The 14,263-nt window shown below is 60.8% G+C and carries 11 protein-coding genes; 1 reads left to right on the forward strand and 10 read right to left on the reverse strand.

All coding sequences use genetic code 11. From position 1 onward, the window contains the following. Positions 1–2: 2 nt before the first annotated feature. From V8J81_RS08065 to recA, 6 genes are all read right to left on the reverse strand, one after another. Positions 3–443, reverse strand: a complete 441-nt coding sequence (locus tag V8J81_RS08065) for a TrgA family protein (RefSeq protein ID WP_368475236.1) — start codon at positions 441–443, stop codon at positions 3–5. 21 nt (positions 444–464) lie between these two features. Then, positions 465–1,676: a class I SAM-dependent methyltransferase gene (locus V8J81_RS08070; RefSeq protein ID WP_368475237.1), complete on the reverse strand. Its 1,212-nt coding sequence runs from the start codon at positions 1,674–1,676 to the stop codon at positions 465–467. Between the two features lie 96 nt (positions 1,677–1,772). Further along, complete coding sequence (locus V8J81_RS08075; RefSeq protein WP_368475238.1) at positions 1,773–3,188, reverse strand: cryptochrome/photolyase family protein; 1,416 nt, start codon at positions 3,186–3,188, stop codon at positions 1,773–1,775. 57 nt (positions 3,189–3,245) lie between these two features. Next, positions 3,246–3,536, reverse strand: coding sequence for a DUF1330 domain-containing protein (locus V8J81_RS08080; protein ID WP_368475239.1), 291 nt, complete (start codon positions 3,534–3,536; stop codon positions 3,246–3,248). A gap of 3 nt (positions 3,537–3,539) precedes the next feature. Beyond that, positions 3,540–6,185 carry an alanine--tRNA ligase gene (gene alaS / locus V8J81_RS08085; protein ID WP_368475240.1) on the reverse strand — a complete coding sequence of 882 codons (2,646 nt, stop codon included), beginning with the start codon at positions 6,183–6,185 and terminating at the stop codon, positions 3,540–3,542. A gap of 123 nt (positions 6,186–6,308) precedes the next feature. Then, positions 6,309–7,385 (reverse strand): recombinase RecA, encoded by a 1,077-nt coding sequence (recA, locus tag V8J81_RS08090; protein WP_368475241.1) that lies wholly within the window; start codon positions 7,383–7,385, stop codon positions 6,309–6,311. 293 nt (positions 7,386–7,678) lie between these two features. Here recA and V8J81_RS08095 point away from each other — a divergent pair, with 293 nt between their 5' ends. Then, positions 7,679–8,206 carry a gamma-glutamyl kinase gene (locus tag V8J81_RS08095; RefSeq protein WP_368475242.1) on the forward strand — a complete coding sequence of 176 codons (528 nt, stop codon included), beginning with the start codon at positions 7,679–7,681 and terminating at the stop codon, positions 8,204–8,206. Here the strand turns inward: V8J81_RS08095 and V8J81_RS08100 are convergent. The 4 genes from V8J81_RS08100 to V8J81_RS08115 form a co-directional block, all read right to left on the reverse strand. Then, on the reverse strand, positions 8,203–10,521 hold the full coding sequence (locus tag V8J81_RS08100) for an ATP-binding protein (protein ID WP_368475243.1): 2,319 nt from the start codon (positions 10,519–10,521) through the stop codon (positions 8,203–8,205). The two genes, V8J81_RS08095 and V8J81_RS08100, sit on opposite strands and share 4 nt — an antisense overlap. 106 nt (positions 10,522–10,627) lie before the next feature. Next, positions 10,628–11,806 (reverse strand): RsmB/NOP family class I SAM-dependent RNA methyltransferase, encoded by a 1,179-nt coding sequence (locus V8J81_RS08105; RefSeq protein ID WP_368475244.1) that lies wholly within the window; start codon positions 11,804–11,806, stop codon positions 10,628–10,630. Positions 11,807–11,842: 36 nt separating this feature from the next. Further along, the gene (gene guaB, locus V8J81_RS08110) at positions 11,843–13,297 is read right to left on the reverse strand and encodes an IMP dehydrogenase (RefSeq protein ID WP_368475245.1); all 1,455 of its coding nucleotides are present in this window, start codon (positions 13,295–13,297) and stop codon (positions 11,843–11,845) included. A 256-nt stretch (positions 13,298–13,553) separates the two neighbouring features. After that, positions 13,554–14,255: an RlmE family RNA methyltransferase gene (locus tag V8J81_RS08115; RefSeq protein ID WP_368475246.1), complete on the reverse strand. Its 702-nt coding sequence runs from the start codon at positions 14,253–14,255 to the stop codon at positions 13,554–13,556. Between the last annotated feature and the right edge of the window lie 8 nt (positions 14,256–14,263).

Here is a 14,263-nt window from a genome sequence, read left to right on the forward strand (position 1 = left end):
ACTTACCGCCAGGCTCTCGCGGCCCATTCCGTCAGCAAACCGCCAACGATCCCGCCAACAAACAAAACACCCCAGATCTCGATGGTCATGGACTGAACAAAATACTCAATAAATTGGCTCATCGCGTCACCGATGGCCTCTCCAAACCCGCTGTAGCGCAGATCAGCCGAACGCAGGAACATCTGGCGAAGCGAGAACAGCAAAAGACCAAAGAAGGCGATCTGGAGCGAGGTGCGCAGCCCGTTGGCCACTGCCGCGCGCATACCGTCACCGGCGCGCGCGCCCATCACCATCCAGCCGTTGACCAGACCGATCAGCGCAATCGTCAACGGAAAGAACCGCATCGAGGTGCCTTCGGGAAAGGTTGGGATCACCTGCAACGCCGCATACCAGCCTACTGCGAAAAACAGGACTGCGCCGACGAGTTTTGAGCCTGTGGGCATGGGACCGCCCGTCCTCTTTGCTTATGCCGGTTTTCGAACCGTTATCTGCGTTACGTCACAATTTCCGAAATGGAACGTCGCGGCGCAAGAGGTCAGGTAAAAATTCCACATTCTCCGGAACCGATCATCAAAGCCCATGGCGGCGATCTGGTCCCATTTTTCGTTGAAGGTTTCGTGCCACCGGCGGCAGGTCTGGCTGTAACTTTCGCCAAATTCGATGGAATTGTGGACGCTCAGACCAGCCTTTTCGACCTGCTCTTTCAGCACCTTTGGCGCGGGCAGCATGCCGCCAGGGAAGATGTATTTCTGAATGAAATCAACGCCCTTGCGGTATACTTCCCACCGCTTGTCCTGCACGGTGATGATCTGAAGGGTCGCGTTCTTGCCGGGCTTGAGGCGGTCACGGACGACATTGAAGTATGTGGGCCAGTATTTCTCGCCCACAGCCTCGAACATCTCGATTGAGGCGATGCCGTCATATGTGCCAGTTTCGTCACGGTAATCTTGCAGTTTGATCTCCACCCGGTCGCTCAAACCCGCATCCGCGATGCGTTTGACCGCGTAATCGTGCTGTTCCTTGGAGATCGTAAGGCCCGTCACCTTCAACCCGCGCTCCTTCGCGGCGTATTCAGCGAAGCCGCCCCAGCCACAGCCGATCTCGAGCACATGCTCGCCCGGCTGCGCGCCCATTTCATCAACCATCTGTTTGTATTTCGCGATCTGCGCGGCCTCCAAGCTCTCCTGCCCGGTCTCAAACAGCGCACTGGAATAGGTCATCGTGTCATCAAGCCAAAGCGCATAAAAATCATTGCCCAGATCATAATGGGCCGAGATGTTCTTTTTCGCCTGCCGCTTGGTGTTGGACTGCAACCAAAAGCGGAACTTCTCGTAGGCGCGGATCAGACCCATGCCAAGGAAGCCGTCATAGACCTCATCATTATCGGCATGGACGACATCAAGAAACGCCTGCAGATCGGGCGTGGACCACCATTCATCAAGGTAGGCATCGCAAAAGCCCAGGTCCCCTTCGCGGATCAGGCGGGCGAAGATATCGACGTTGTGGATGTTGAGCTCTCCCACCGGGCCGGGCTTGTCCCCTTCCACGCGGAACACGCGCCCGTCGGGCAGGCGAAAATCAATCCGCCCATGTTCCAGATTCTGCGCCTGGTCGAACACGGCTTTGAAGTAGCGCGGCAGATCGCGCTGCCCCTCAAGTGATGTGAGTGCGGTCATTTTCTTCCCTTTGTCCCGCGCCAGTTTTGGTAGGCGCGGCGATGCGGGGCAAGCCCCCATCGTTTGTCAGTGTAAGGTATCCACGACACGTTCATGTCAGAAGTTTCGGTTCTCATACGCATGAAGCGCCCGTTTGCGCCCCTCGGCGGCGTCAACGATCGGCTTATCCGGGTATCCATCGCCCGGCGACATGTTCCATGAGCGAGGGATCGCGTCGAAATAGCTTGTGGCCGTTTCCGGCGGCTGGTTCGTGATTTCGGCCAACCAGCGCATCCGGTAGCGGCCATTCTTGTCGAACTTTTCGGCCTGCGTTTCGGGGTTGAAGACGCGGAAATAGGGTGTCGCGTCGGGGCCGGAGCCCGCCGACCACTGCCAGCCCATCGCGTTGGAGGCCGGGTCCCAATCCACAAGGCATTCTTCAAACCAATCCAGACCGATCTGCCAATGACACATCAGGTGCTTGGTCAGGTAGGAGGCCACCAACATCCGTGCGCGGTTGTGCATGCGGCCGGTCACATACATCTCACGCATCGCGGCATCGACGATGGCCATGCCTGTGCGCCCCTGCTTCCAAGCTTTCACCTCGGCCTTGCGTTCATCGGTGTTCCACGGGAAGGCATCCCATTCCTCACGCCAGTTGCCGGAGGTGATGCGGGGTGTGTGGTAGACGAGGTGATAGGCAAAGTCGCGCCAGACGACTTCTTTCAAGAAGGTTTCGGCCCCCTGCTTGCCCTCTTCCATCGCGCGTTGACCGGCCCACCAGCAGGCCCGCGCGCTGATTTCGCCATAGGCGAGGTTCTCGGACAGAAGCGATGTGCCATTCTTGGCGAGGTTGTCACGCGCGTCGGAATAATCGTCGATCCCGTGGCCGATGAAATTGGCCAGCCGCGCCCGGGCAGCCGGTTCGCCGACGTTCAGATGCTCCGCCACGATATCGGCGCCCCGGTTCATTGCGGCACCAAGTTGCCAGTCGGCGATGTCGTCGGAGGCGGGCCAGCTGCCCGGTGCCGGGATTTTCGGCGCGCTCAACGCTTCCCCCGGATCGCGGGAGCGCACGTTTTTCCAGAACGGCGTGTAGACCTTGTAGTAGGCCCCGCCGCCGGTCTCGACCGTCCAGGGCTCAAACAGGATATGGCCGTTGTGGCTGAAGGCTTCGATCCCGTCGTCCTTTAGCCCGGCCTTAACGCCTTCGTCGCGTTTGCGACTGTCGGGGTCATAAAGGCGGTTCCAGTGCACAGCCTTCGCGCCCGTGTCCTCAATCAGCTTTTGCAAAACCGGAAACGCATCACCGCGCCGCAGGATCAGCTTGCATCCGGCTTCTTCCAGTGCTTTGGCGAAGGCCTCAACGCCCAGACCCAGCCGCCATTTCGGGGCAGCGCCGTGGCTTTCCACCACCTCGTCGCAAATGAACACAGGGATAACGGGGCCACCGGCCGCGCAGGCGGCCACCAGCGCCGGATTGTCCGAAAGACGCAGGTCCCGACGGACCCAGTAGAGGATTGGTGCGCTCATGCCCTGCCCTTGTTAACGCTTTGTATCGCAAGCTAGGGCGCGGTGGCGCGGGTCAAGTCACTCGACGGCTTCGACCAGCACAAGATCGCGTTCCGAGGCCCCTTTCGCATGGCTGAGCGCCTCTTGATAGGTCTCAGATTCGTAGCAGGCATTGGCCGCATCAAGGCTGGGGAAAATGCTGACCACGTTGCGCGGATGGGCGCGGCCCTCTTTCTGGATGGCCGTGCCACCACGGGCGAGGAACTTGCCGCCGTGGGCTTCGATGGCCTTGGTCGCAAGCGCCGCGTATTTCGCGTAAGCCTCTTCATCGGTGACGGTGACGTGGGCGATCCAATAGGCTTGGGGCATTGTTCAGGCTCCTTCAATGACGGCTTTGGCAGCCGCAATGGCGTCGTCGGCTTTGGAGGCATCGGCCCCGCCGCCCTGCGCGAAGTCGGGCCGGCCACCGCCGCCCTTGCCGCCAAGTACAGGGGTTGCGGCGCGGACAAGGTCCACGGCACTGATCTTGTCTGTCAGGTCATCGGTCACACCAGCGGCCACAGCCGCTTTGCCGCCCGCATCTGCAATGAGCAGGACAGCACCGGAACCAAGGCGCGCTTTGTGTTCGTCGATGATCCCCGCAAGGTCCTTACCCGTGACGCCAGACAGCGCTTGAGCATGGAAGGCGATGCCGTTGATTTCATTGGCTTCCGGCGCGCTTGCGCCACCCGCCATGGCAAGCTCACGCCGCAATTGGGCCACTTCGTTTTCTAGCTTCTTGCGCTCGTCCATCAGGGCTTTCACCCGCTCCGGCACGTCCGAGGCCTGCGCCTTCAGTGTGTTCGCCGTCTCCGCCAGCAGATGGTCCTGCCCGCGCAGATAGTCGTGGGCCGCCTGCCCCGTCAACGCTTCGATCCGGCGGACACCGGCGGAGGACGCAGAGTCGCCAAGCGTCACAAACGCCCCGATCTCACCCGTGCGCGAAACATGGGTGCCGCCGCAAAGCTCCAGCGACCAGGTATCGCCGTTGATCCCCTTGCCGGTGTCGGCCCGGCCCATGGAGACAACGCGGACCTCATCGCCGTACTTTTCACCAAACAGCGCCTGCGCCCCTATGGCGCGCGCGTCGTCGGGCGTCATGATCCGGGTCTCCACCGCTTCGTTCTGGCGAATGAAGTGGTTCACCTCGCGTTCGATCTCGGCAAGGTCCTCCAGCGTCAGGGCGTGGTTATGCGAGAAGTCGAACCGCAGCCTGTCTGCCGCATTCAACGAGCCTCGCTGAGCCACGTGGTCGCCAAGCCGTTCGCGCAGGGCCTCGTGCAACAGATGCGTCGCGGAGTGGTTCGCCCGGATGGCAGACCGGCGGGCGTGGTCGACGGCGAGTTCCGCCCCCTGCCCGGCCTTTACCTCACCATCGCTGACCGTGCCGATGTGCAGAAAGACGCCCGCGACCTTGCGGGTGTCCGTCACGGTGACAGTCCCGGTCTCTGTCTTAATGACGCCCGTGTCGCCAATCTGACCGCCGGATTCGGCATAAAACGGCGTCTGGTTCAGGACCACGGTGACGTCGCCCTTGGCCGCATCGACCGTCGCACCGTCGCTGACAAGCGCAAGGATTTGCCCTTCGGCCACTTCGGTGTCATAGCCGAGGAATTCCGTCACGCCGTGTTCTTCCGCGATGTCGAACCAGATCGTCGCGTCCGCCGCATCACCCGAGCCTGACCAAGCCGCCCGCGCCTTGGCCTTCTGCTCTTCCATCGCGGCGTCAAAGCCGTCGGTATCCACACCACGCCCCTTCTCGCGCAACGCGTCCTGCGTCAGGTCGAGGGGGAAGCCATAGGTATCGTAGAGTTTGAAAGCTGCCTCACCGGGCAGGTCGCTGCCTTCGGGCAAATTGCCAAGCTCATCATCCAGCAGCTTCAAGCCACGGTCGAGCGTCTGACGGAAGCGTTCTTCTTCCAGCTTCAGCGTCTCGGTGATCAGCGCCTGCGCTTGTCCCAGTTCCGGGTAGGCCTGCCCCATCTGGCTGACCAGTGCGGGCACAAGCCGATACATCAACGGGTCTTTCGCGCCCAGAAGATGCGCGTGACGCATGGCGCGGCGCATGATCCGGCGAAGGACGTAGCCGCGCCCGTCATTGGACGGCATCACGCCATCGGCGATCAGGAAAGAGGTTGAGCGGAGGTGATCGGCGATCACGCGGTGATGCACGTTCTGGTCGCCATCGATATCGGTCGACGACGCGTTGGCTGACGCCTCCATCAGCGACCGCATCGTGTCGGTGTCGTAGTTGTCGTGCGAGCCTTGCAGCAACGCCCCAATCCGCTCCAGCCCCATGCCGGTGTCGATTGACTGCATTTCCAACGGCACCATGGAGCCATCGGCGAATTGCTCGTTCTGCATGAAAACGATGTTCCAGATCTCGATGAACCGGTCGCCGTCCTCTTCCGGCGAACCCGGGGGGCCGCCCCAGATGTGGTCGCCATGGTCATAGAAAATCTCGGTACACGGCCCGCACGGCCCGGTCGGCCCCATCTGCCAGAAGTTGTCGGACGTCGCGATGCGAATGATCCGGTCTTCCGGCACGCCGACCTTCTTCCAAAGCTCGAACGCCTCGTCATCCTCATGCCAGACGGTCGTGGACAGCTTCGACTTGTCGATTCCGAAATCCTTGGTGATCAGTTCCCACGCGAAGGGGATGGCGTCGTCCTTGAAGTAGTCACCAAAGCTGAAATTCCCCAGCATTTCAAAGAACGTATGGTGGCGTGCGGTGTAGCCCACATTGTCGAGGTCGTTGTGCTTGCCCCCGGCGCGCACGCATTTCTGCGACGTCGTGGCGCGGACATAGTCGCGGCGTTCCACCCCGGTGAAGAGGTTCTTGAACTGCACCATGCCGGAATTGACGAACATCAGCGTCGGGTCGTTGCGCGGGACCAGCGGGCTGGAAGGCACAACCTCGTGCCCCTGGCGCGCGAAGTAGTCGAGGAAGGTCGAGCGGATATCGTTCAGGCTGGTCATGGGCGTGCGTCCGTGGCTGAGGTGCAAAGGCCGATGTATCCCCGTGGCTTGGGTCTGTCCACAGGACCAAACGAAAAAGGGCGGCCCGATGGACCGCCCCCTGCACCCTCGGATCGTGGCGCTTTATTCGTCGTCGTCGAGGATATCCTCGTCGCCTTCACGCTCCATCTCGAAATCGAGGCCGTGGGCGGCGCGGATCTTGTCTTCGATCTGCAAGGCGATGTCAGTGTTTTCCTTGAGGAACGACTTCGCGTTTTCACGCCCCTGCCCGATGCGTTCATCGCCGTAGCTGAACCAGCTGCCGGATTTTTCCACGACGCCAGCCTTCACACCCAGATCGAGCAGTTCGCCCATTTTGGAGATGCCTTCGCCATACATGATGTCGAATTCAACCTGCTTGAACGGCGGGGCGACCTTGTTCTTAACAACTTTCACGCGTGTCGCGTTGCCGACAACCTCATCACGGTCCTTCAGCGCGCCGATGCGGCGGATATCGAGACGGACGGAAGAATAGAACTTCAGCGCGTTACCGCCCGTCGTCGTCTCGGGCGAGCCGAACATGACGCCGATTTTCATGCGGATCTGGTTGATGAAGATCACGGTGCAGCCCGAGCGGTTGATAGAACCGGTCAGCTTGCGCATCGCCTGAGACATTAGGCGGGCATGCACACCCACGGAACTGTCGCCCATGTCACCTTCAAGCTCGGACTTCGGCGTCAGCGCCGCAACCGAGTCGACGATAACCATGCTGACGGCGCCAGAACGGACCAGCGTATCGACAATCTCCAAAGCCTGCTCACCGGTGTCGGGCTGCGAAATCAGCAGCTCGTCAAGGTTCACGCCAAGCTTCTTGGCATATTGCGGATCAAGGGCGTGTTCAGCGTCCACGAACGCACACACACCGCCCTTTTTCTGCTCCTCGGCCACGCAATGCAGCGTGAGCGTCGTCTTGCCCGAGCTTTCCGGACCATAGATTTCAACGATGCGACCCTTCGGGATGCCACCGATCCCCAACGCGATGTCGAGGCCAAGCGAGCCGGTCGAGGTCGAGTCGATTTCCTGAATGGCGTTTTCACCACCCAGTTTCATGATAGAGCCTTTGCCGAACTGCCGTTCGATCTGGGCCAATGCACTGTCGAGGGCCTTTTGCTTGTCGGCCGAGATACGGTCAGTCATGTCGAGAAGGTTCGCCGTTGCCATGGAGTTTCGTCCTTATGTCATGCCGCGGGGCGTGGCGGCAATGGGGCCGGTCGGGGTTATCCCCTGAAATCCGGCATGCTCTTTGTTCACCTCTTGTTCGCATATTTACTAGCAAACAAAACGAGAACAATTCAAGTTAAATCTTATGCGCTGTGATCTTTCGACTTGAGACGTTAACAATCGGTTACGGTGGCCAAAAAAACTTGAGGCGCGAGATGTTGGTGTTTTGGAAAGCCCGTTTGGTGCTGCTTGCGGTTCCGAAAACGGGGACCACCGCGCTAGAAGAAGCGCTGATGCCCTACGCCGACTCGGCGATTCTCAATCCCCCGCAGCAAAAGCACTGCACAGTGAAACGCTATCGCAATCAGTTGCAGAAGTTCTTTGAGCAGCGTGGGCAGCGTCAGCTAGAGCTTATGGCCGTGGTCCGCGAACCGGTCGGCTGGCTCTCAAGCTGGTATCGGTACCGCGCCCGCGACGCGATTGCGGGCAGCGCGAATTCCACCCAAGGCGTCAGCTTCGATGCATTTGTCGAGGCATGGCTGGAAGACGATCCCCCGGCCTTTGCGAAAGTCGGCCGCCAATCCCGGTTCGTGACCGAGGAGGACGGCTCCCTCGGGGTCGACCATCTCTTCAGCCATGCCAAGCTGGACGAGGCGGTGCGCTTTCTTGAGGGGCGCGTGAAGGCGAAACTGGATGTCGGGCGCAGCAACGTTTCGCCCAATCAAGCCACAGATCTCAGCCCCCGCGTTCTGCAACGCCTCCAGGACGAGGCGCCGCAGGAATTCGCACTTTGGGAGCATGTTCAGGCGCTTGGCCGCTAGTGTAACTGACGGCGAACCGTCTCCGTCAGGTCTGTCAGAGAAAACGGTTTGGGCAGGAACACGGAGCCCGGAATGCCATCCTCACTGCCCTCAAGCGCATCCTCTGCATAGCCTGAGACGAAAATCACTTTCGTATCTGGCCGATCTTTCAGCGCCTCGCGTACCCAGGTTGGCCCATCAAGGCCCGGCATGATCACGTCGGTGACGAACAGATCAATCTCAAGGCTTTGGTCCGTCAGTGTTTCAAGTGCCTCCTCGGCGCTGCCCGCCTCGATCACGGTATAGCCGCGCAATCGCAGCGCGCGAGAGGCGAAGGCGCGCACCGGGGCCTCATCCTCAACCAACATGACCACGCCCGGCCGCGACTCATCGGTCAGGCTGTTGCCAGCATTCGCGGGCACTTCAAGGGCGGTGGCAGTGTCTTGTTCGTCGTTGCCGGTGACATGGGCGGGGATGTAGATCGTGAAGGTTGTCCCTGCGCCAACGACGCTGTCGACAAAAATATAGCCGCCGGTTTGCTTGATGATCCCGTAGGCCATCGAAAGGCCAAGGCCGGTGCCTTCACCCGTTCTTTTCGTCGTGAAAAACGGCTCGAAAATGCGGTTGAGTTTGTCAGCCGGAATGCCGCTGCCCTGGTCACGGACCCGTATGGTCACGTAAGACCCAGGCGGCACAACCGCCTGATCCCGCTTCATCATTTCTGACAGGTGCACCATGCGTGTCTCAACCCGCACCTCGCCACCGTCTGGCATTGCGTCGCGGGCGTTGACGACAAGGTTCATAAGCACCTGATCTAATTGCCGACGGTCGGCGCGGATGGGCTCCAGCCCCGGATCATTCGAAAGCCTCAGCGTGATCCGCTCCCCCACCAAACGGTTGAGGAGGTGGGTCAATTCGCCAATGGAGTCGCGCAGATCAATAACTTCAGGTTCCAACGTCTGCTTGCGCGAGAAAGCCAATAGCTGCCCGACAAGCGAGGCCGCACGATTGGCGTTCTGGTTGATCTGAACAAGGTCTGCATAGTCCTGATCGCCCTGGTCATGGCGTAGCAAAAGCAGGTCACAATGGCCTGTAATCGCGGTCAGCAAGTTGTTGAAATCATGGGCCACACCACCGGCAAGCTCACCAATCGCCTGCATCTTTTGACTTTGCACGAATTGCTGTTCAAGGGTCTTGAGCTCTGTCGCGTCGTGCAGAACCGCCAGCAGTGACGGACCTGTTCCGTCAACAATCCGGCTGAGCGAAATCTGCAGGAACGTCTCATCCTTGCGGCGCTTGGCGCGCGCCACTTCCGCGCGGTTTGGAATGCGTTCTGCCAATGTATCGGCGACCCAATCATCGACGGGCCGGCCGAGATTTTCCACGAACTGCGAGAGCATCCCGCTTGAATCAGAGGGGATCCCAAGCAAGCTTTGCGCATGCTGGTTTGATGCGAGAACCTCACCCTCTGCGCCGATATGAAGCAGGGCAACGGGCAGCGATTCAAACGCGCGCGCCGCGACGGATGCGGCGGGCGGCTCGGACAGGCCGGGGACGGCATAGATTTCGCGCCGCCCGTCTTTGGCCGGGACCACAATCGGGATAACCTCGATCCGTCCGTCGACGCCCGACAGGGACGACCGCCGCCCTGCTACAAGTGGCTGCTCGGGAAAAACATCCTCTAACGTGGTGGCGCGCCGCCCTAGCACGTCGCGCATGGCCGCATTCATGGAAAGAACCGTGTCATTGTGGCTGACGACCATCATTGGAAGACCGATCGTTTCACCCTGACGCGCATGGGCATCGGCCAGATCATCCAGCCGCCAGATCACACCGCCCTGCATCCGGTGGGCCGCCAAACGCACCGTTCCGCGTGGTGTCACCACAATTTCATGGGAGGACGGCCTGCGCCCAATGGCCGTTTCCTGACGGAAAACGACAGCTGCGGCGTTCGGCAGCGCGCCCGCGATGGCCCGGGACATGGATGTGCCCTTACGGTCGCCAAAGCGTCGATCCGCAGCCGCATTCTGCATGAGGATCGCGCCATCCTCGGTCGTGCAAAAGCAAGGCGAGGGATCATGTTCCATTAGATCAAACGCAGCCTTGATAGAGGAGCGCACCTGGCGGATCCGCCATAAATCCCGCAACGCCACCAAAACGGCCGCAACAAGGCATCCCCCTGTCGCGGCCAAAAGCCCGAACCTCAGCTCAGGTCCAGGCGCGAAAAACGTGGCAACGCCAGCGACAAGGCCAAGCACAAGCAGGATGATAGGCTGCGCGAAAGGGCGGATTCCTGCCCCTTGGGAAAAGCCGGGATCTGCGGCCTGATCGGTCAATGGCTGCCCTCGCCGTACATTTGAACGGGTCCCTGACGCCACAGGGTCCTCTTGCGCCATAGCACTCCGCCAAAATGGTTAAGATTGATTTAAGAATGCGCGAAAATCAGGCGTCTGGCGAGTCTGTCTTACGCGCCAAAACGGCGGAGAAAAATCCGTCCGAGGCCGTCAACGGAGTATCGAAATGGCGTGCGGTGCAAATCCAGCCTGGGCGCCGCGCCAAGAAGCCGTCGATTTGGGCATCGTTTTCGGCCCGGAACAACGAACAGGTCATGTAGACGAGTTGACCGTTTGCGGCGACTAGCGCCGCAGCTTCGTCCAGTATGCCCGCTTGCACTGCGACCAGCTCAGCGAGTCTTTCCGGGGTCAGTCGCCACTTCACCTCCGGGTCACGCCGCCATGTGCCACTGCCTGAGCAGGGCACATCCGTCACGACAAGATCGTAGGGAGCGTGGTTTCCCAGATCTGACGGGGCAATCTGTTCGATGCTTACCCCTGCCCGTGTGGCGCGCGCCGGCAGATCAGCCATACGCCGAGGGATCGCGTCATGGGCAAATATGGAGGCCTCAGTTCCAGCAGCGATGGCCAACGCCTTTCCGCCCCCACCTGCGCAATAATCCAGCACCCGGCCTGTCTGGGGCAGATCCAGCCGCGCGATGGCCATTTGGGGGGAGAGGTCCTGAACCTCTACAAGCCCCTCGGAATAAGCCTGCGTGTGCCGCACACGACGTGCACCATCGGTAACACGTAGAGCCGCAGGCAAGTTCCCATGAGGCTCGCACAGCACACCTTCGCTTTGCAGCATGTCAATGGAAACCGCGGGAGAGGCTTTGCGTGTGTTGACGCGCAACCAGACCTCCGCGCGCGAGGTCATCGCAGCCAACAACGTACGCTGATCTTCGATACGCTGATCGTCCAGCTCCAACAGCATCCAGTCTTTTACGTCGAGCGGCTCAATATCCAGATTGCGTGGCGCGGTCTCCTCAGACGGGCTTAGCTTAGATGGGGCATGCCCCTCACCCGAAAATATGAGGGCAGGATCGACCCCACCCAATCGGAGCAGCCCGAGGATCAGGGCGCGCCCCGTCTCTCCGCCCCCGTGAGCCGCGCAACTGTTCTTGCGCCGCAGCACATCGTAGACATGATCCCGCACAGCCGCGCGGTCTTTCGACCCGGCATAGCGCGCGCCGCGCGCCCAACGGGTCAGGGCTTGCTCGGCAGCCATTCCATCCTGCCAAGCGTCAAGCACTTCAATGGCCGCCGCATATCGCGCCTCTGGTCGCACGTTAACGTATTACCTTAAAAGCCGGACGCAACATGTTCAGCCAGCACGATAATTCGGGCTTTCGCGTGTGATTTGAACGTCGTGCACATGGCTTTCCTTAAGGCCCGATCCCGTGATACGCACGAAATTGCAGTTCTGACGCATCTCATCGACAGTCGCGCAGCCGGTATAGCCCATGGCCGCCCGCAGACCGCCAATTAGCTGGTGGATCACCGTGCCGGCAGAGCCCTTATACGGCACCTGCCCCTCAATCCCCTCAGGCACCAGTTTGTCACTGGCCGCATCCTTCTGGAAATACCGGTCCGCCGAGCCCCGCGCCATGGCGCCAAGGCTTCCCATGCCGCGGTAGGATTTGTAGCTGCGGCCTTGGAACAGGATCACCTCGCCCGGGCTCTCGTCAGTGCCTGCGATCATCGAGCCAACCATGGCACAATGCGCGCCCGCCGCGATGGCCTTCGCGAAATCACCGGAGAATTTGATACCGCCATCCGCAATGACGGGCGTGCCGGACTTGATGGCCTCGTTTGCGCAATCCGAAATGGCGGTCAGTTGCGGCACGCCGACACCTGCCACGATGCGTGTCGTGCAGATGGAACCCGGCCCGATTCCGACCTTGATTGCATCCGCCCCCGCATCAATCAGCGCTTTTGTGGCTTCAGCGGTAGCGACATTACCCGCAACCACCTGTACCTCGTTCGACAGACCCTTTACCCGCTCAACCGCATGCGCAACGCCTTCGGAATGGCCATGGGCTGTGTCGATCACGATCAGATCGCAGCCCGCGTCGACCAGCGCCTCGGACCGTTCAAAACCGGCATCCCCGACCGTCGTGGCCGCGGCAACCCGCAGCCGGCCAAGGGGGTCCTTGCAGGCCTGAGGGTTCAGCACGGCCTGTTCGGTGTCCTTCAGTGTCAGAAGCCCGGTCAGCTTGCCGTCCGCGTCCGTGACCAGCAGCTTCTCGATCCGGCGCGCCTTCATCAGGCTGATCGCCTCATCCCGGTCGGCAGGCTCTCGCAAAACGGCCAAGTCATCCGCAGTCATCATCACGCGCACAGGCGTTGCATCATCTTCGGCAAATCGCATGTCCCGGTTCGTCACAATGCCCAGCACGCGGCGGTTTTCGTCAACAACCGGGAAACCTGAAAACCCATAGCGCTCGGCCAATGCTTTCGCGTCAGCGAGAGTCTGGTCCGCAGTCAGCGTAACGGGGTTGTAGACGATCCCGCTTTCAAACCGCTTCACCCGTCGCACCTCACGCGCCTGCGCTTCGATGTCGAGGTTGCGGTGGATCACGCCCATACCGCCAGCTTGCGCCATGGCAATCGCCATCCGCGCCTCTGTCACCGTGTCCATCGCGGAGCTCAGCAGCGGGATATTCAGGGCGATGGTTTTCGTCACTTGCGTGCGCGTATCAGCATCCGATGGCAGGACCGAGCTTTTGCCCGGCACAAGGAGAACATCGTCAAAAGTGAGGGCCTCGCGAATCTCCATTGGCGCGTCTCCTTGGAGGGTGTCGGTTGGCACGTCCCTATCCCATGGGGTGGACCGGGGGGCAAGGACGAAATGTGGTGTGCGCACTCATCGGAGGGGTTGCGCCGCCTTCGGCGTCGCCGGGTGCAAATTTCCAAGGGAAATTTGGGGTGCCTGGTGGTTTACGTGTGATTTGCCCCGCGGGCATTGTGCGCCTCCGCCCTGACGCACTGCATCCGGCGGAGGTTTTTCGGGCAAAATGAAAGAGGGACGCGCACTAGCCCTTGAAGCCCGTGGCCACCACGAATTTCTCGGAACTGTCAGCGCGCGACGCCCCCGGTTTGACGTTGGCGACCTTCTTGAAGCGTTGCTTAAGGGTTTGCTGGAGGGAGCCTTCCGCCCCGCCGGCAAGGACCTTGGCCACGAAGGTACCACCCGGCTCCAGCACATCGAAGGCCAGCTCCGCCGCCGCCTCACACAGCGCCATGATGCGCAGGTGGTCGGTTTGCTTATGGCCCGACGCAGAAGCCGCCATGTCTGACATCACCACATCCGCCTTGCCGTCGAGCCAGCCCTTTACCTTGTCGTCTGCACCGTCTTCCATGAAGTCGAGCTGGTGCAACTCACACCCCGCAATCGGCTCCATCTCTTGCAAATCCAGACCGATGATGCGGCCCACGGCTTTGCCGGATTTCTCGCCCAGCGCGTTCACACGCCGCGCGGCAACCTGGCACCAGCCACCAGGCGCGCAGCCCAGATCGACAACGCGGGCGCCTGGAACGAGGAAGCGGAACTTGTCGTCCAACTCCAGGATCTTGTAGGCCGCCCTTCCGCGATACCCATCGCGCTTGGCGCGGGCCACGTAAGGATCGTTCAACTGGCGTTCCAGCCAACGGGTCGAGCTGAGCTTACGACCGCGCGCGGTCTTGACCTTTACCTTCAGGTCCCGCTGCCCCCGTCCGCTTGTGTTCTTTGCCATCTTGGCCT

This window comes from Gymnodinialimonas sp. 202GB13-11 (assembly GCF_040932485.1).
GTDB lineage: Bacteria > Pseudomonadota > Alphaproteobacteria > Rhodobacterales > Rhodobacteraceae > Gymnodinialimonas > Gymnodinialimonas hymeniacidonis.

Excerpts from the sequence above, each read along its gene's own strand:
- V8J81_RS08065 (WP_368475236.1), bottom strand. The coding sequence starts at position 443 with ATGCCCACAGGCTCAAAACTCGTCGGCGCAGTCCTGTTTTTCGCAGTA.
- V8J81_RS08070 (WP_368475237.1), bottom strand. The coding sequence starts at position 1,676 with ATGACCGCACTCACATCACTTGAGGGGCAGCGCGATCTGCCGCGCTAC.
- V8J81_RS08075 (WP_368475238.1), bottom strand. The coding sequence starts at position 3,188 with ATGAGCGCACCAATCCTCTACTGGGTCCGTCGGGACCTGCGTCTTTCG.
- V8J81_RS08080 (WP_368475239.1), bottom strand. The coding sequence starts at position 3,536 with ATGCCCCAAGCCTATTGGATCGCCCACGTCACCGTCACCGATGAAGAG.
- alaS (WP_368475240.1), bottom strand. The coding sequence starts at position 6,185 with ATGACCAGCCTGAACGATATCCGCTCGACCTTCCTCGACTACTTCGCG.
- recA (WP_368475241.1), bottom strand. The coding sequence starts at position 7,385 with ATGGCAACGGCGAACCTTCTCGACATGACTGACCGTATCTCGGCCGAC.
- V8J81_RS08095 (WP_368475242.1), top strand. The coding sequence starts at position 7,679 with ATGCCCTACGCCGACTCGGCGATTCTCAATCCCCCGCAGCAAAAGCAC.
- guaB (WP_368475245.1), bottom strand. The coding sequence starts at position 13,297 with ATGGAGATTCGCGAGGCCCTCACTTTTGACGATGTTCTCCTTGTGCCG.
- V8J81_RS08115 (WP_368475246.1), bottom strand. The coding sequence starts at position 14,255 with ATGGCAAAGAACACAAGCGGACGGGGGCAGCGGGACCTGAAGGTAAAG.